Raw genomic sequence first — 17,853 nt, 5'->3', positions numbered from 1 at the left:
CGTCGCGCAGCCCCAGGCGCCGCTCGAGCGCCGGCCGCGGGGCGGGGTCGGTCACGCCCCGTCGGCGCCGCGGTCCCGGTCGCGGTCCCGGGGCTCCTCGTTCCGGGGGCTGCCGGCACGGTCGAGCTTCGCGTTGAGCTGCTGCAGCTCCTTGCGCTCACGACGGGCGGCGAGGCTGCGCCGCGTGCCCCACTTGAGGATGCTGATCCCCCAGATCACGCAGGCGCCCGCGGCCACGCCGACGAGGAAGATCGACAGGGCCGACAGGTCCATGCCGAGCAGCTCGGCCCGCCCCTCGCTGACGAAGAGGGCCGAGAGGATCGCGATGACGCCGACGACGATCAGGACGAGACCGAGAGCGACCATGCGCGCCACGCTACCGGCCCGCGTGGTCCAGCAGCAGGTCGAGCAGGCGCGACGCGCCGTGCTTGTCGAGCGGGTTGTTCTGGTTGCCGCACTTGGGGGACTGGATGCAGGACGGGCAGCCGTCGTCGCACTCGCAGGCGGCGATGGTGTCGCGGGTCGCGGTGAGCCAGGCGCGGGCGGAGCGGAACCCCCGCTCGGCGAAGCCGGCCCCGCCGGGGTGGCCGTCGTGGACGAAGACGGTGAGGACCCCGGTGTCGGGGTGGCGGGCGGTCGAGACCCCGCCGATGTCCCAGCGGTCGCAGGTCGCGAAGAGGGGGAGCAGGCCGATCGAGCAGTGCTCGGCGGCGTGGGCGCTGCCAGGGAGGTCGGCGGCGTCCAGCCCCGCCGAGGCGAGCACGTGGTCGGGGACCTGCCACCACACCGCCGTGGTCCGCAGCTCGCGCGGCGGGAGGTCGAGGGGCTCCTCCGCGACGACCTCGCCGCTCGGCTGCCGGCGCCTGAGGAAGGAGACGACCTGGTGCGTCACGTCGACCTCGCCGAGGGAGAGCCGGCAGTCGCCCCATCGCTCGTGCTCCCGCTCGGCGACGATCGTGATCTCGGTGGTCTCCCGGGCCGAGGTGGAGAAGTCGACGTCGCGGCGCTCCATGGTCGCCACCCGGTCGACCAGGTCGAGCTCGGTGACCAGCCAGGACTCGCCGCGGTGGAGGTAGACCGCGCCGGGGTGGGCGGTGCCGTGGGCGCTGGAGGCGTCGACGGTGCCGACCACGCGGCCGCTGGACTCCTCGACCAGCTGGAAGGGCGCCCCGCCGCTGCTGCGGATGTCGGTCAGGTCGCTCGGCCGGGTGCGGTCGGTCCAGTACCAGCCGCGGGGGCGCCGCCGCAGCAGGCCGGCCTCGGTGAGCCCGTCGACGGCCGCGCGGGCGGTGGGGCCGAAGAGCGGCAGGTCGGCCTCGGTGAGCGGTGCCTCGTGGGCGGCGGCGCAGAGGTGGGGCGCGAGGACGTAGTGGTTGCCGGGGTCGAAGACGGTCGCCTCCACCGGGGCGCCGAGGAGCGCCTCGGGATGGGCGACCAGGTAGGTGTCGAGCGGGTCGTCGCGCGCGACCAGGACCGCCAGCGCGTCCTGGCCCTCGCGACCCGCCCGCCCGATCTGCTGCCACATCGCCGCCCGCGTCCCCGGGAAGCCGGCCAGCACCACCGCGTCCAGCCCGCTGATGTCGATGCCCAGCTCGAGCGCGTTGGTCGCCGCGAGCCCGCGCAGCCGCCCGGCCCGCAGCGCCTCCTCCAGCGCGCGGCGCTCCTCGGGGAGGTAGCCGCCGCGGTAGGCGGCCACCCGGGCGGGGAGCTCTGGGTCGACCTCGTCGAGCAGCTCGGCGGCCCGGACGGCCACCTGCTCCACCCCGCGGCGGGAGCGGACGAAGGCCAGGGTGGAGACGCCCTCGACCACCAGGTCGGCCAGGAGGTCGGCCGTCTCCGAGGAGGCCGCACGCCGCACCGGGGCGCCGTTCTCGCCGGTGAACGACGTGAGCGGCGGCTCCCAGAGCCCGACCGTGAGCTCGCCCCGCGGGGAGTGGTCGGCGGTGAGGGCGAGGACGTCGAGGCCGGTCAGCCGCCGCGCCGCCTCCTCGGGCTCGGCGACGGTCGCCGAGAGCAGGACGAAGGTGGGGGACGCGCCGTACAGCGCGCAGACCCGGCGCAGCCGGCGCAGCACCTGGGCGACGTGGGCGCCGAAGACGCCGCGGTAGTGGTGGCACTCGTCGACCACGACGACCTGCAGGGAGCCGAGGAACTTGGCCCACCGGCTGTGCCCCGGCAGCAGCGAGCGGTGCAGCATGTCGGGGTTGGTCAGGACGTACTCCGCGTGGTCGCGGGCCCAGTCGCGCTGCTCGCGGCTGCTGTCGCCGTCGTGGGTGGTGGCCCGCACGCCCGTGCGCAGCGCCGTCAGCCCGGCCAGCTGGTCGTGGGCGAGCGCCTTGGTGGGGGCGAGGTAGAGCACCCCCGCACCCCGCTCCCCGCGGGACCCCCGCCCCTCGAGGACGGCGGTGAGGGCCGGCAGCTGGTAGGCGAGCGACTTGCCCGAGGCCGTCCCGGTGGCGAGCACGACGTGCTGCCCGGCGCGCACCGCGTCGGCGGCGACCACCTGGTGGCGCCAGGGCGCGGCGACGCCGCGCCGCTCGAGGGCCTCGCGCACCACCGGGTGCGTCCAGGCGGGCCAGGGCTCCGTGGTCGCCTCGCGGGCGGGCAGCACCCGGACGTGGCGGAGCCGCTCCTCGCGACCCGGCCCCTCGCCCAGCCGCGCCAGGAGGGCGCCCGTGGGCCGGGTGGCGGAGGTCGTCGCGGAGGTCGACGTGGGGGGCGGCACGTCCACAAGTCTGGCAAGGAGGACCGACAAGAGCCCAAAGCGTGGTTTGATATCTTGCGCAGACAGCACAGGTGCGTCCCTGCACCGTGCGAGATCCCCCGCGGAAAGGCCGAGGAACACGACGTGGACCTGACTCTTGTGACACGCGACGTCGACGGCAAGACCGTTGTCGCTGTCGGGGGCGAGATCGACGTCTACACCGCCCCCAAGCTCCGCGACAAGATCACCGAGCTCGTGGGCGCAGGCGTGTACGACCTCGTCATCGACCTGGCCGACGTGGAGTTCCTGGACTCCACCGGCCTCGGCGTCCTGGTGGGCGGCTTGAAGAAGGTGCGCGCCCACGACGGGTCGCTCGCCCTGGTCTGCAACCAGGACCGGCTGCTCAAGATCTTCCGGATCACCGGTCTGGCCAAGGTCTTCGCGATCCACGAGGACCAGTCGAGCGCCCTCGCCGGCTGACTCCCCGACGCTTCCCGAGAGCCCGTACGCCGTCCGGCGTGCGGGCTCTCGACGTCTCCGGCCGGGCGCGGAAACCGCCTGCGCAAGGGGCTCCTGCGAAACTGGGGCTGGCGTGAGGCAGGTCACATCTGCGTAGACTCCGGCTCGGTTGGACTTCGACGCACGTCCCAGGAGGCCGCACATGCTCGCGATCCGTCCCCTCGTCGTGGAGCCGGAGGTGCAGGAGCTCGCCGAGCTCTCCGGAGGCAACCTCGCTCTCGTCACGGTGGTCCTGGTGATCGCCCTCGGGGCGCTCGTCATGGCGGCGGTGTTCCGCTCGCAGGTGCTGGCGGCCTCGGAGGGGACCGGCAACATGCGCACCATCGCGCAGGCCGTGCAGGAGGGGGCCAACGCCTACCTCACCCGCCAGTTCCGGACGCTCGGGATCTTCGCGGCGATCGCGTTCTTCGTCCTGCTGGTGCTGCCGGCCGACGGGACGGACGTGCGGATCGGGCGCTCGGTCTTCTTCCTGCTGGGCGCGGGCTTCTCGGCGGCGATCGGCTACCTCGGCATGTCGCTGGCGGTGCGCGCCAACCTCCGGGTGGCCGCGGCCGCCGAGACGGAGGGCCGCGACCCGGCGATGCGGATCGGCTTCCGCACCGGCGCCTTCGTCGGCATGGCCACGGTCGGGCTCGGCCTGCTCGGCGCCAGCGTGGTGGTGCTGATCTTCCGCGACGAGGCCCCCCACGTGCTGGAGGGCTTCGGCTTCGGCGCCGCCCTGCTGGCGATGTTCATGCGGGTCGGCGGCGGCATCTTCACCAAGGCGGCCGACGTCGGCGCCGACCTGGTCGGCAAGGTCGAGCAGAACATCCCCGAGGACGACCCGCGCAACGCGGCCACGATCGCCGACAACGTCGGCGACAACGTGGGCGACTGCGCCGGCATGGCCGCCGACCTCTTCGAGTCGTACGCCGTCACGCTGGTCGCCGCCCTGATCCTCGGGTCGCAGGCCTTCGGCACCGAGGGGCTCGTCTACCCCCTGCTCATCCCGGCGATCGGCGCCCTGACCGCCGTCCTCGGCGTCTTCCTCACCCGTCCGCGGGAGGACGAGAACGGCCTCACCACGATCAACCGGGCCTTCTACGTCTCCGCCGGCGTCGGGGCGCTCGCCTCCGTCGTCCTCTCCTACCTCTACCTGCCCGACAGCTTCGCGGAGTTCGGCCGCGAGTTCGCCGGCTTCGAGGGCGACCCGAGGCTGATCGCGTCGGCGGCCGTGGTGATCGGCATCGTGATGTCGGCCGGCATCCTGGCGCTCACCGGCTACTACACCGGCACCGAGTACCGTCCCGTCAAGGACGTCGGCAAGACCTCCCTGACCGGCGCGGCCACCGTCATCCTCTCGGGCCTGTCGGTCGGCTTCGAGTCGGCCGTCTACACCACGCTGGTGATCGGCAGCGCGGTCTTCGGCGCCTACCTGCTCGGCGGCTCCGCGCTCACCGTCTCGCTCTTCGCGGTGGCGCTCGCCGGCTGCGGCCTCCTCACCACCGTCGGCGTCATCGTCGCGATGGACACCTTCGGCCCGGTCTCCGACAACGCCCAGGGCATCGCCGAGATGTCGGGCGACGTGAGCGAGGAGGGGGCCCAGATCCTCACCGAGCTCGACGCGGTGGGCAACACCACCAAGGCGATCACCAAGGGGATCGCGATCGCGACGGCGGTGCTCGCCGCGACGGCGCTCTTCGGCTCCTACGCGACCTCGGTCGCCGACGCGCTGGCGGAGGCCCGACCCACCGACGACGAGATCGGCCTGCTCAGCTTCGAGGTCTTCAACCCCGCGGTCCTGGTCGGGGTGCTGCTCGGTGCGGCCGTGGTCTTCCTCTTCTCCGGCCTGGCGATCAACGCCGTGGGCCGGGCCGCCGGCGCGGTCGTCTACGAGGTGCGCCGCCAGTTCCGCGACATCCCCGGGATCATGGAGGGCACCGCCCGCCCGGAGTACGGCAAGGTCGTCGACATCGTCACCCGGGACTCCCTGCGCGAGCTCGTCACCCCCGGCCTACTCGCGGTGCTCGCGCCGGTCGCCGTCGGGTTCGGCCTCGGCGCCACGGCGCTGGCGGGCTTCCTGGCCGGCGCGATCGGCGCCGGCACCCTGATGGCGGTCTTCCTGGCCAACGCCGGCGGGGCCTGGGACAACGCCAAGAAGCTCGTCGAGGACGGCCACCACGGCGGCAAGGGCTCCGACGCCCACGCCGCCACGGTGATCGGCGACACGGTCGGCGACCCCTTCAAGGACACCGCGGGGCCGGCCATCAACCCGCTGATCAAGGTGATGAACCTGGTCTCGCTGCTGATCGCCGGCGCGGTCGTCTCGATGAGCGTGGGGGAGGACCAGAACGACGTCGTGCGGATCCTCATCGCCCTCGTGGCGGTGGCGATCATCGCCGTCTCGATCTGGGTCTCCAAGCAGCGCGAGGTCGTGATCAGCGACGACGGGGACGACTCCGGCTCCTCCTCGCTGGCCCCGCACCGGCGGACGCACCCCACGACCTGACGCGCGCGCCGCGAGACCTTGGTCCCGAAGGCCGTCTCGCGGGGGTGCCAGCCGGGTGCCGGCTCCCCTATAGTCGCGCGGAGTCGGGCGTGAGCAGTGCGCGCCCTCATCGAAGGGTTGTGCTCCATGCGTCGTCGTCTTGCCCCGCTCGTCCTGGCCGGTCTGGCCCCGCTGATCCTCTCCGCCTGCGGCGGGGGTGGCGAGGGCGAGAGCGACGAGGCCAAGCCCTACGTCGACGCCATGGCCACCTCGATGGCCGAGGGCGACTCCCCGATGGACAAGGAGCAGTCGACCTGCTTCAGCGAGGGCTTCGTCGACGTCGTCGGCCTCGACAAGGTCAAGGAGGCCGGCTCGCCCGAGGAGTTCGGCGAGGGCACCGACGACCTCGACTTCTCCACCCTCGAGCTCACCGAGGACCAGGGCAACGACATCTACGACAACTTCGAGGAGTGCGGCGTCGACCTGCGCGACGAGATGCTCAAGGAGATGAGCGCAGACGACTCGATCCCGGCCGAGTCCAAGGAGTGCGTCGAGGACGCCATCACCGAGGACGCCCTCCGCGACTTCTTCGTCACCTCGATGGTCGAGGGCGAGGAGGCCGGCGGCGCCGGCGGCGAGCTGATGGGCGCGCTCATGGGCTGCATGATGCCGGAGGGGACCGAGTCCCCCTCCGCCGAATGACCCAGTGACGCAGTGACCGGGGCCGGTCAGGCGGTGGCGACGATCCTGCTCTCCACCGCCTGCACCACCTCGGGGGTCAGCGTCGTGACGCCGTGGTCGGCGGCGGCGTGCGCGGCCACCTTGGCCAGCAGCACCTGACGGTCGGTCTCCTCGAAGCGGGACGCGCAGCCGGGCATCACGTCGCCGCAGGCGAGCTTGAAGGTCATGGGTTCTCCTCGGTCGGTGGATCGGTGGGGGGATCTGTCGGGGCACGTCGGTCGGCGCGGGGCACCCGCACCCACAGCACGGCGTGCTCGTCGTCCTGCTCCACGCCCAGCGTGCCGGCGTGGACGACGGTGAGCGCCCGGGCCAGGTAGAGGCCGATCGTCACGCCGGTGGCGTCGTCGTTGAGGTCGAAGGGCTCGAAGAGCGCCTGGAGCACGGCGGGGTCGATCGGGTCGGCGTCGCGGACCACCCGCAGCTCGACCCACCCGTCGAGGGTCGTGACCTCCCAGCGCAGCTGCCGCGGCGCCGGCAGCGAGCCCCCGGCCTCCCACAGGTCGCGCAGCACGCGCGGGAAGAGCGTGGGGTCCACGAGGGCGTCGACGTCGGCGACGTCCTCCTCGGCCGCCTGCCCACCCACACCGGCCAGGAGCCGGCGCACCGGGACCGCCCGCGGCTCGGCCCGCAGCAGGCCCAGGGAGGCGGCGGCCAGCAGCTCGACGTCCAGGACCCGCTCGGTCAGTCGCGCGAGCGACTCCTGGAGCCGTTCCACCGTCCGCGGCACGGGCGGCGGGAGCTCCTCGTCGGCGAGCAGCGAGACCCAGCCGCGCGCCACCGTCAGCGGGGTGCGCAGCTCGTGGGCGAACGCCGCGAGGAACCGGTCGCGCTGCCGGGCGGCGTCCGGGTCGGGGCGGTTGGTCACCGCCCCCGTCCCGGCCTCGACGAAGCCGTGCACCCAGCGGTGCAGGACCGCGCGGTCCACGCCGCGGCGCAGCGCCACCTCGCCGAGCGGGGCGCCGGCCAGCACCTCGAGCACGGCGTCGACCCGGGGATCCGTGGGTCGCTGCTCGAGGCCGCCGTCGAGGACCTCGAGGTCAGGAGCCGTCACGAGGACTCCCATCGGCAGCCGCGTGCGTCTCCTGAGGACAAGCCCTCCGGCGTGCGACGGTCTAGACCTCGGGTCCCGAGTGCGGACCATCTCCGGCGTCTCGCGGGCGCGGGCGCAGGGGCGACCGTACGGTGCGCACACCCGGCTTCCTGGCCGGGCACGACTTCACACGGGGGATCCACATCCATGACGTCCTTGGGGCGCGCCCTGATGCGCCTGCTCGCACTCCTGCTCATCGCCTCCGGTCTCACGGTCGGCGTGAGCGTCGGGGCCTCGGCCGTCGGGCCTGACGCCGAGCCGACGGTCTCCGGTCCCGCCTCGCGGGTGGACGGCAAGGTGCTGGTGCAGCCACGCGGCATCATCGATCCGCAGGCACCCGACGACGCGCTGCTCTGGGGACGCCTGCTCGACGAGGGCGGGAAGGCCCTCAGCGCCGCGATCGTCGTGGAGGCGTTCGACGCGAGCGCCCCCGCCACCGCGCCGCTCGCGACCACCACGACGCACGACGGGGTCTACGAGCTGCCGGTCCCCGCCGGCGACCTCCTCGTGCGCTACTCGTCGGCCACGTTCGGTGGTCCGTCGGGCGTCCTGCAGTACCTCCCGAAGTTCTACGGCGGTGGAGCCGGCGAGCCGGTCTCCGTCGCGGCCGAGCAGACCAAGCGGCTCGACCCGGTCACCATGGTCCGGGAGCCGGGCTTCGCGGCGCAGGGCCGAGTCCTGGGACCGGACGGGCGTCCGCTGTCCGACATCGAGGTCCACGCCTTCGCAGTGGACCCCTCGATCTGGTTCAACAGCCGCGTGGTCACCGACGAGCGGGGCGAGTTCCGCCTCGAGGGGCTCGACCGTCGCCACGAGTACACCGTGGTGGCAAGGCCCCAGACCGGGGCCGAGGCGATCGCCACGTGGCTCGGCGGACACGCTGTCCAGAGTGCCGCGGAGACGTTCGGCGTGCCGACCGACGGGAACCTCGCACAGCTGGGTGACCTGCGCGTGCAGCAGGGAGCGGAGCTCACGGGTCGGATCCTGGACGCCGACGGGGTGGCTGCCCACGACTACTCCCTCGCGGCGGTGGTCGAAGGTTCACTCCTCCACCTCGGCTGGAGCCGTTGGGAGTCGGGTGAGTTCTCGACCCGGGTGCCTGCCGGACTTCCCCTGACGCTGCGCTTCTCCCGGTCCCTCGGGGCCGAGGAGTCGGTCCACCTCGGCGGGGCGGCCGAGGCGGCCGGAGCCCGCACCGTCACGCTGGCGGAAGGCGAGCGGCTGGACGTGGGCGAGACCCGGTTCCCGAGCAGCCTGGTCGAGGTGCGGGGCGTGGTGGCCGACGAGGACGGACCCCTGGAGGTCGGCGACTACGGCGTCCGGATCGAGGTCCACGGGCCGCCGATGTCGCCGGGCGGAGGCATCACCTGGGCCGCGCCCGACGGCACCTGGTCGGTGCGCCTCTCGCCCGGCGTCAGCTACACGGTCTCGGCCCACTGGAACGGGACCAGCCGGTTCCTGGGCGACGTCGCCTCCGAGTCGCAGGCGACGCGCTTCACCCTCGCCCCCGGCGAGCCGCAGGAGCTGGCGCCCATCGTGATGCCGGCGGCCCCGGGACGGGTCCGCGGCACGGTCGTCGACGCGGACGGCGAGCCGGTGACGGGCGCGACCGTCCAGGTGTGGACCAAGAGTCCGTGGGGTGCCCTCCCAGGACCGACCGCGCGGTCGCGCGCGGACGGCAGCTACACGGTGCGGGGGGTGGCCTCGGGCTCCGAGGTCACCGTCTCCGCCAGCAAGCCGGAGGCGAACCTCGGACGAACCGTCCTGGGCGGGGCCGAGCTGCCGCACGACGGACTCGTCGTCCCCCTGCAGGCCGGCGTCGGCACGGCCGGCCCCCTGGTCCTGGTCCCCGACCCCCGCTCCATCAGCGGGAGCGTGACGCTGGAGGCGGGCGACGAGATGAACGCGACCTCCGTCGAGGTCGTCCTGATCTCGTCAGAGGGGGGCTACCAGGTCGCGTCCACGCGGGTCGACGCCGCACGCCTCGCCCGGGGCGACGGCCGGTTCGGCTTCACGGACGTCGAGCCCGGACGTTACGGGCTGGTCGCCCGACCCTACGGATCCACGAGCGGGATGGTGCAGGCGCTCCCGAGCCACGCGCCGACGTTCCGTGGCCTGGAGGGGGCGGGGGTCGTCGACACCACCACGGGGCTGCGGAGCGACGCCGACCTGCAGCTGGGTCGAGGAACGGTCGTCTCCGGCACGGTCCGGGGCAGTGGCGAACCCCTGAGCGGCGCGTCCGTCCACGCCTACTCGGCGGGTGGCGGTCTCTGGCTCGCGAGCACCAGCACCGAGGACGACGGGGAGTACCGGATCCGGGTCCCCTCCGACACCGCGCTGGACCTGATCAGCAGCCGCGTGCCCTACGGGTCGCTGACGACCAGCCGGTCCTTCGGCAGCCCGACCGCCGTCGTGGACCACGAGCTGGGCGAGGTGCAGTGGGGCGCGATCGGCGCCGTGGCGGGGATCCGGGACGAAGCCTGCTTCGACCGCCACGACCAGAACCGCATCCAGGTCGGTGACCAGTACCTGAGGGTGGGCGACACCGGCCTCCTCCTGCCGGTCAACAGCCCCTGGTTGCAGATGGACCCCCTTGACCCCGACATGGGGCTGCCGCAGCTGGCCCCGCTCGCCGGCGGGTACTACGCGACTCCGACCTGGGGCGTGCGGGACGACGGCAGCACGTGCGTCCAGTGGCAGTCCGACCACTCGACCTACCAGGTGCTGCTGGCGCCCGCCTCCGACGGCGGGCTCGACGTCACCTACAACTACGACGCCGTGAACCTGCCGGTCAGCGACGACTACCCCGTCCGCGCCTGGGCCGGATTCACGTCCGGTACCGGGACCGACGAGGGACACCTGCTCCTTCCGGGCAGCGGAGCCTCGGGTGCGTACAACGACAGCAACCTCGAGACGGGTCTGGTGCACGGGTCGCTCGACTCCGACCAGCCTGGCCGCTACCGATTCCACACGTCCGGCTTCGCCGGGGCCACCCCGCCCGTGCCACAGGGCGTGCGCATCGTGGGGAGTGGGTTCGCCGGTGACGAGCTCACGGCCCACCCCGGGGCCTGGATGATCGGATTCCGCGAGGTCGGTGACCTCGAGCACCGGTACGTCTGGCACCTCGACGGCACGAAGGTGGGCACCGGACCTACCTACACGGTGCCCGACGACAGCGCGGGCTCGACGGTGGCGCTGACCGTCGTGGCGCGGCGGGAGGGTCGCGCGCCCGGCTTCGGGACCGCGAGCCGGGTGCTGCCGGTCGGGCAGCGCCCGGCCGTCAGCACCACGCGTCCCTCGGTGACCCCCGCGGAGCCGCGGGCTGGACAGACCGTGCGCGTCGACCTCGGGGAGTGGGAGGTCCCGGGCGGGACCACGGCGGACCTCTCCTTCCGGACCCGGTGGTTCGCGGAGGGGTACCTGCAGCCCGTCACCGGTGACCAGTGGGCGACCCAGACCCACCAGGAGGGCGCGCGGATCCGTGCCGAGGTCACGGTCTCGCGCGCCGGCCACCCCGACCTCGTCGTCGAGACGGAGCCCGTCGTGCTGGGGGCCCCGGCGCAGGTGGAGATGGTCGAGGCCCCCACGGTCACGGGCACCCCGGCGGTCGGTCGCACGCTGACGGCGGCGCCGGGCACGTGGGTCGCCGACGGCGGGGAGGTCTCCCTCACCTACCAGTGGCGGACCACGGGGCAGTGGATGCCCGGGACTTCCTCCAGCACCTACGTGCCCTCCGGGTGGGACGCGGGCCGCTACCTCTGGGTGCGCGTGACCGCCACGGCGCCGGGGCACGTGCCCACGACGCACGTGGTGGGTGTCGGCACCGTCCGGGACGGGGACGAGCCCCTCCGCGGGCGCTTCGCCGGCCGGGCGGTCGAGGACGCCGACGGCGCCCCGGTCGTCGGCGCGAGCTGGCTGGCCTGCTCCGCGGGCGGCTGGAGCTGTGCCTGGAGCGGTCAGGCGGGCTACTCGCCGACGGGACCCGACGGCTCCTTCGGTGGGACGCTCCCCCTGGGTCGTCACCAGGTCGTCGTCCACGCCCCGGAGGGCAGCGGACTGCTCGACGGTCGCGCCGTCGTCGACGTCACCGCCGACGCCGACGCCGAGATCGAGGTCCGCCTCGAGTCGCCGCCGACCCCGGCCCCCAACGTGGAGGTCCCGGGCAGTACGGGCAGCTTCAACGGGGTGCCGATGGTCTACTCCGGGACGCCCCAGCGGATCGAGGTGACCGGCTGCGCCGACGTCGCCGCGCCGACGTACGAGGTGACCTTCGACAACGGCACGACGCCGCTGACGGGCACCTTGGCGAGGGGTGCGGTCGCGGACGGCAAGGCCGTCTACTCCGCCTCCGTCGTCTTCCCGACGAGCGGCATGGCCACGTTCACCACGAACGTGCCGGCCGAGTGCGGCGGTGCCCCGACGCGGACGAAGGTCTACATCGACCCGAGCGGCGTCGTCACCGACCAGTACGGGCGTCCCCTCGAGGGGGCCACCGTGACCTTGCTGCGGTCCGACACCGAGGACGGCCCCTACATGGCCGTCCCGGACGGGTCCGACGTCATGTCGCCCGCGAACCGCGCCAACCCCTCGACGACCGACGCGGTGGGCTACTTCCGCTGGGACGTGGAGGAGGGCTGGTACAAGGTCCGCGCCGAGAAGTCCGGGTGCGCGACCGAGACCACCGAGGCGATGCAGGTGAACCCGCCTCGCGTGGACCTGCTCGTCGACCTGGAGTGCGAGGTCGCACGCCCCGGCCCGGCGACCGTGACGGTGACGGACGCCAACGGCGGCGCGGCGGAGGTCGGGGACGTCCTGACCGCCGACCTCTCCGGATGGACCGCGGGCTACACGGCGACGGCCCAGTGGCTCCGCAACGGCGCCGTCGTCCCGGGCGCCACCGGCGCGACCTACCGGGTGACGGAGCAGGACCGGACGGCGACGCTCTCGGTGCGCCGGGTCGCGAGCCGGCCGAGCTACACGCAGGAGGAGGGGCGTGGTGCACCGGTCGACTTCCGGACCCTGACCGACGTCTCGGCCGGCCTGTTGGTGCCGGCGGCCCGGACGCCCGAGCCGACGCCCGAGCCGACGCCGACGCCGGAGCCGACGCCGACGCCGACGCCGACGCAGCAGCCCACGCCGACGCAGACGCCGACGCAGCAACCGACGGCGCAGCCCACCTCGCAGCCCACGCCGGAGCCCACCCCGGAGACGACCCCGGAGCAGGCCCAGGCGAAGGCGAAGGTCACGGCCAAGCCCGCCGCGAAGCAGACGAAGCCGAAGGGCGTGGTCCTGAGGATCACGGTCAAGGCGACCGGGGTGAGGGCGGTGACGGGTGCCCTCAAGGTCCTCGACGGCACGAAGGTCGTGGCCAAGGGGACCCTGAAGCCCGGCCACAAGGGGGTCCTGACGCTCAAGGTCAGGAAGGCGCTCAAGAAGGGCAAGCACCGGCTGCGCGTGGTCTACGCCGGAAACGCCCGGGTCGCCGGAGCCACGTCGAGGTGGGTGACCGTCACCATCCGCTGACGTCCCCGGCGAGTAGGACCCGCGGGTCGCCCAGGCGGCCCGCGGGTCCTGCCCTCCCTGCGAGGATGTCGCCCATGTCCGACGAGACCGCCGTCCTTGCCCGGGAGCTCCGTGACCGGGTGCTCTCCGCAGGCTTCACCTACGACGCCGTCGCCGAGGCGCTGGGCCCGCGCGCCCACGCCGCGCTGGGCCGCAACGAGACCACCCCCGGCGTGCGCGCCACCGGCGGCGGGTCGCCGCTGGAGACGCTGACCCGCCTCTTCCTTCTCCAGGTCCCGGTCCCCCTGGAGGCCGCGGAGCGGGCCCTGCCGGGCCTGGTCGACCGGCTGGCCGCCCAGGGCGTGGTCGAGCAGTCGGTGGGCGAGGTCGCCGCGCGCCTCGACGTACGCCCCTACGCCACCGACGACGACGACCGGGGCGACCTGTGGGTGGTCAGCGACCTCACCCCCGGCCTCGACGGCTCGCCCGCGCGCGTCGGTCCCGACCACGTGCTGGGGATCAGCCCCGCGTCGACCTCGCTCGCCCAGATGACCCTGCGCGAGCCCGTGGGCAGCGCGCTGGACCTCGGCACCGGGTGCGGCGTCCAGGCGCTCCACCTGGCCCGGCACAGCGGCCGGGTGGTGGCCACCGACGTCAACCGGCGGGCCCTGTGGATGACGCGGTTCAACGTGGCGCTCAACGACCTGACGGGAGTCGACGTCCGCGACGGCTCCTTCTTCGAGCCGGTCGCGGGAGAGCGGTTCGACCTGATCGCCACCAACCCGCCCTTCGTGATCTCGCCCGCCACCGGCGAGCGGCTCGTCTACCGCGACTCGGGCCTGCCCGGCGACCGGGTCGTCGAGCACATCGTGCGCACCGGGCCGAACCACCTCACCGACGGCGGCTGGTGCCAGGTGCTCGCCAACTGGGTGATCGCCGCGGACCGCCCGTGGGCGGAACGGCTCGAGGAGTGGGTGCCCGAGGGCACCGACGCCTTCGTCGTGCAGCGCGAGGTGCTCGACCCCGCGGCGTACGTCGAGCTGTGGCTCAAGGACGCCGGCCAGCACGGGGGTCCCGACTACGCGCAGCGCTACGACACCTGGCTCAGCTGGTTCGACGCCGAGGGCGTCGAGGGGATCGGCTTCGGGTGGATCAACCTGCGCCGCGGGGGTGCCACGCAGGGCGCCGCACGTGAGCTGCTGGAGTGGCCGTACGACGTGGAGCAGCCGGTCGCCCCGGCCACCCTCCAGTGGGCCCGCGCCCGGGACCTGCTCCACCGCACCCCCGACCTGGCCGCCGCGCGCCTCTCCACCCGGGTCGACGTGCTGCAGGAGACCCAGGGGGAGCCCGGCGCCGAGGACCCTGAGTCCATCGTGCTGCGCCAGCAGCGGGGCCTGCGTCGCGCGCGGAAGGTCGACACGGTCGAGGCGGCGCTCGTCGGGGCCTGCGACGGAGAGCTGGCGGTCGGACAGATCCTCGACGCGGTCGCCTCGCTGCTCGGCCGGGACGCCGCCGAGCTGCGGGCGACCTACCTCCCCGTGGTGGCCGAGCTGGTCGCCGAGGGGTTCCTCGACGGGTCGTGACGCCCCGGACGTGAAAGGTCCCGCGCAGCCACCTCCCAGATGGCTGCGCGGGACCCTGTCACGCGGGTGTCAGGCGGTCAGAGCTTCACCGCCCTGGAGACGGAGCCCGCGGTCTGCGCGTTGCCGCCGAACTGGGCCTTGACGCTGACCTTGGCCTTCTTGGCCTTGGCGCGCTTCTTGCCCTTCTTGCCCTTGCCCTTCGCCTTGCCCTTCAACTTCTCGAGCTTCTTGGCGCTGAGCTTGAACGTGACCTTCGTGGTCCCGGCCGCGACCGTCCTGGTGGCCAGGACCTTCTTGCCCGCCTTCAGCTGGACCGTGCCGGCCGTCGACCCGCCGGCGGCCACCTCGAGGGTGACGACCACGACGGTCTTCTTCGCGGTCGACTTCTTCCGGTCCACCTTGAGGAGGGTCCTCGACGCCACGACCGGCTCCGCGACCGGCTGCTCGGGAGCCGGGGTCGGGCCGGCCGTCGGCTGCGGGCTCGGCGACGGCGACTCGGAGGGTCCCGGGGTCGGCTGCGCGGACGGCGCCGCGCGACCGGTCACCGGGGCCGACGTCGCGGTGGCCCGGGTGAAGGTCACCGTGAGGGCCTGGCCCACGTCCACGTAGTCGGGACGCTGGGCGCCCGAGCGGGCCGTGAAGACCGCCCCGACGTCGCCCGCGGTGAGCGTGTGGGTCGCGGAGGCCATCGGGATCCCGTTGCGCAGCAGCTCGACGCCGGCCTCGACCAGCGGTTCGGCCCAGGTGCCGGGCGCGGCGGTGATCGTGCTGCCCACCACCGGGTCGCCCGTCACGGACGGGGCGGTCGTGGGCGCGGGGGCGGCGCTGGAGCACTGCATCCGGATCAGCAGGTCGATCTTCTCCGGCGGGACCTCCATGCCGTCGGTCGTGGTGCTGGTGCAGCCGTTGGCGTCGACCCGCACCTTGTACCAGCCCGCCGTCACGTCCCACCGGAAGAAGCCGGCGTCGTCCGTGGTGTCGGGGTTGGCCCGGTTGGAGGGCGACATGACGTCGCTGCCGTCGGGGACGACGGTGTAGTCGCCGTTGTAGGTGTCCGAGCGCAGCAGGGTGACGATCGCCTCGGCCACGGGGCGTCCCCACTGGTCGGTGACGGTCCCGCTCGGGTCGATGTAGACGTTGAACCGGGTCTCGGCGCCCCCGCAGGTCCCGGGGACGTTGGTCCGGATCTCCGCGCTGCCCGTCAGCGGGTAGAGCGGGGCGATCATGGCCGAGTAGCTGCCGGCCGGTCCCTCGGTGAGGGGCAGCGGACCCCGCACCACACGACCCTCGAGGAGGACGGTGTAGGTGGGGGAGTCGACCCCGGCGCAGCCGCGGACCGTGAGGGGGAGCGGGTCGCCGTAGTAGACCGACGGGACGTCACCGGTGCCGGTGGAACCGCCGAGCGTGGCGTTGTCGGGCATGCCGCGCGGGGCGGCGAGCACGATCGGCTCCATCGTGGTGGTCTCGCCCACCGCCACCGTGGCGGTGCCGCCACCGGCGAAGAGGTCCCCGGACGGGGGCCACACGCGGACGACCTGGTCACCGGCGGGACGCGCGGGGAACGAGAACGCGCCCTGCGGGGTGGTGTGGGTGTACGAGCACTGGTTGCCCGCCTCGACGCAGACCTGCACGTAGGCGTCGGCCACCGGCTCGGCGTCCTCGGTCTGCACCGAGCCGTCTAGGCCGCCGTACAGGGTCTCGAGGCCCTCGTTGCGCACCGGGAAGACGTAGCGCCCCGGCTGGGTGGCGCCCTGCGAACCGGCGACGAGCGCGTTGGCCCCGCCGTCGAGCAGGGCGCCGTTGACGAAGGAGCCCGCGAGCTGCACGAAGGTGCCGGGCTGGCCGGTGCCCCCGGAGAAGCCGACGGCCGCCGAGGTGCCCCCGAAGCCGTCGACGCCGTCGGACGCCTCGCCGGTCTCCCAGAGGACCCGGTCGTAGTTGAAGGTGATGTCGAAGTCGCCCTCGCTGCGCCCGGGGTCGTTCTCCGTGGAGCTCAGGATCAGCTGGAACGTGTTGAGCTTGTCGTCCGCGTAGGAGTAGTAGCCCACGTCGGCCCAGTTGACGCAGAACTTCGTGCCGTCGGGGGAGGTGCCGTAGCTGACCTCCCAGCTGTTCGTGCCGCGGGTGTCCACGTCGGCGAAGAACGGCGCGATGATCGGCAGCTCGGTGGGACCGGTGAGGTCGCTGGGGGTGTAGTCGGAGAGACCCGACCCGAAGGTCACGTTGCCGTTGTTGTTGACGAAGAGGGTGTCGTGCGGGGTGCCGAAGAACGTCATGTCGAAGGGCACCGGGATGCCGGCGCTGGAGCCGTCGTCGTTGGAGGGCACCGTGCTCGTCCGGCACCAGTCGTGTGCCTGGCCGGCGACGCGGCCGATCGTGCTGGGCCGGGAGGTCATCGCGACCGTGCCGACCGCGACGTCGTCCTCCGTCACGGTGACGGTGTTGCCCGCGTCGGGGGCGGCGGGCAGGGAGGCGCCGCCGCCGAGGAAGACGGGGACGTAGGCCCGCTTCTCGAAGCCGAGGGTGACCTGCTGACCCGTCGGCGTGACGAGGCGGAACGAGCCGTCGTCCTCGGTCATGTCGGCGGCCACGGGACCGAAGGCGCTGCCGTCCCACGCGTACGCCGTGACCTGGGCGTCGGCGAGCCGGGCACCGCCCACGCCGGTCAGCGTGCCGGTGACGGCCGGGCCGCCCACCGGGCCGCCGTTGCGCGGCATCGGCACGAGCTGGGTGCCGACCGTCTGGTCCGAGCTCACGACGAAGGCGCCGGGCTGGTCCGGGTCGCTCGGGGACTGGGTGGCTCCCTGGGACCAGGCCGGGAAGTAGAGGTCGTCGTAGTCGTCGTAGCGCAGGTAGTAGGTGCCGGGGGCGACGCCGGTGAAGGCGTAGCCGGGGGAGGAGGTGGAGACCTCGGCCTCGTCCACGTAGTCGAAGTAGTCGAAGTCGGCGTTCCAGCCGTAGAGGCTGACGTAGCCCCAGGTCTCGGGCCCGTCCTCGGGGTAGGCGACGGCGCCCTCGACGGTGCCGGGGTCGCCCTCGGCCTGGGCGACCGCCTTCGGGTCGGGCTGGTCCTTCGGCGGGGCGGCGTGGGCCGAGCTCGTCACGGCGAGCCCGGCCATGGAGACGACGAGTGCGACCGCGAGCAAGACGACGCGGCGCACCCTGGACAACCGGTGCATACAGATCCCCCCTGGGATGGTGCGGGACCCACGTGGCACCCGCGAGGTGGGCACACACTAGGAGCGCG

Annotated in this window: 10 protein-coding genes; 5 read left to right on the top strand and 5 right to left on the bottom strand. The window is 73.5% G+C overall.

The genetic code is table 11. From position 1 onward, the window contains the following. Positions 1-51: 51 nt before the first annotated feature. Together DNK53_RS01740 and DNK53_RS01735 are read right to left on the bottom strand one after the other, a co-directional pair. Complete coding sequence (locus DNK53_RS01740; protein WP_162599708.1) at positions 52-366, bottom strand: hypothetical protein; 315 nt, start codon at positions 364-366, stop codon at positions 52-54. A 10-nt stretch (positions 367-376) separates the two neighbouring features. Continuing rightward, entirely contained in the window at positions 377-2,725 is a 2,349-nt protein-coding gene (locus DNK53_RS01735) for a DEAD/DEAH box helicase (RefSeq protein WP_110181347.1), read from the bottom strand. A 123-nt stretch (positions 2,726-2,848) separates the two neighbouring features. On the opposite strand from DNK53_RS01735, the gene DNK53_RS01730 reads away from it, so the two are divergent. The 3 genes from DNK53_RS01730 (at position 2,849) to DNK53_RS01720 (ending at position 6,392) form a co-directional block, all read left to right on the top strand. After that, complete coding sequence (locus DNK53_RS01730; protein ID WP_110180580.1) at positions 2,849-3,184, top strand: STAS domain-containing protein; 336 nt, start codon at positions 2,849-2,851, stop codon at positions 3,182-3,184. Positions 3,185-3,365: 181 nt separating this feature from the next. After that, on the top strand, positions 3,366-5,711 hold the full coding sequence (locus DNK53_RS01725) for a sodium-translocating pyrophosphatase (RefSeq protein WP_110180579.1): 2,346 nt from the start codon (positions 3,366-3,368) through the stop codon (positions 5,709-5,711). 126 nt (positions 5,712-5,837) lie between these two features. Continuing rightward, positions 5,838-6,392 carry a hypothetical protein gene (locus DNK53_RS01720; protein WP_110180578.1) on the top strand — a complete coding sequence of 185 codons (555 nt, stop codon included), beginning with the start codon at positions 5,838-5,840 and terminating at the stop codon, positions 6,390-6,392. Between the two features lie 26 nt (positions 6,393-6,418). On the opposite strand, the gene DNK53_RS01715 is transcribed toward DNK53_RS01720, so the two are convergent. Both DNK53_RS01715 and DNK53_RS01710 read right to left on the bottom strand, forming a co-directional pair. Beyond that, the gene (locus tag DNK53_RS01715; RefSeq protein ID WP_110180577.1) at positions 6,419-6,598 is read right to left on the bottom strand and encodes a DUF1059 domain-containing protein; all 180 of its coding nucleotides are present in this window, start codon (positions 6,596-6,598) and stop codon (positions 6,419-6,421) included. After that, a complete protein-coding gene (locus tag DNK53_RS01710) occupies positions 6,595-7,482 on the bottom strand; it encodes a sensor histidine kinase (protein WP_162599707.1) in 888 nt (295 codons plus the stop codon). Before DNK53_RS01710 ends, DNK53_RS01715 begins: the two co-directional genes overlap by 4 nt. A gap of 186 nt (positions 7,483-7,668) precedes the next feature. Here DNK53_RS01710 and DNK53_RS01705 point away from each other — a divergent pair, with 186 nt between their 5' ends. Both DNK53_RS01705 and DNK53_RS01700 read left to right on the top strand, forming a co-directional pair. Continuing rightward, positions 7,669-13,044 carry a carboxypeptidase regulatory-like domain-containing protein gene (locus tag DNK53_RS01705; RefSeq protein WP_162599706.1) on the top strand — a complete coding sequence of 1,792 codons (5,376 nt, stop codon included), beginning with the start codon at positions 7,669-7,671 and terminating at the stop codon, positions 13,042-13,044. A 74-nt stretch (positions 13,045-13,118) separates the two neighbouring features. Continuing rightward, positions 13,119-14,606, top strand: a complete 1,488-nt coding sequence (locus DNK53_RS01700; RefSeq protein WP_110180574.1) for a DUF7059 domain-containing protein — start codon at positions 13,119-13,121, stop codon at positions 14,604-14,606. Between the two features lie 77 nt (positions 14,607-14,683). On the opposite strand, the gene DNK53_RS01695 is transcribed toward DNK53_RS01700, so the two are convergent. Continuing rightward, the gene (locus DNK53_RS01695) at positions 14,684-17,767 is read right to left on the bottom strand and encodes a nidogen-like domain-containing protein (RefSeq protein WP_110180573.1); all 3,084 of its coding nucleotides are present in this window, start codon (positions 17,765-17,767) and stop codon (positions 14,684-14,686) included. Positions 17,768-17,853 lie beyond the last annotated feature (86 nt).

This window comes from Nocardioides solisilvae, from assembly GCF_003194625.1.
Lineage (GTDB): Bacteria > Actinomycetota > Actinomycetes > Propionibacteriales > Nocardioidaceae > Nocardioides > Nocardioides solisilvae.
This window is presented reverse-complemented; position numbering and strand designations above follow the sequence as displayed.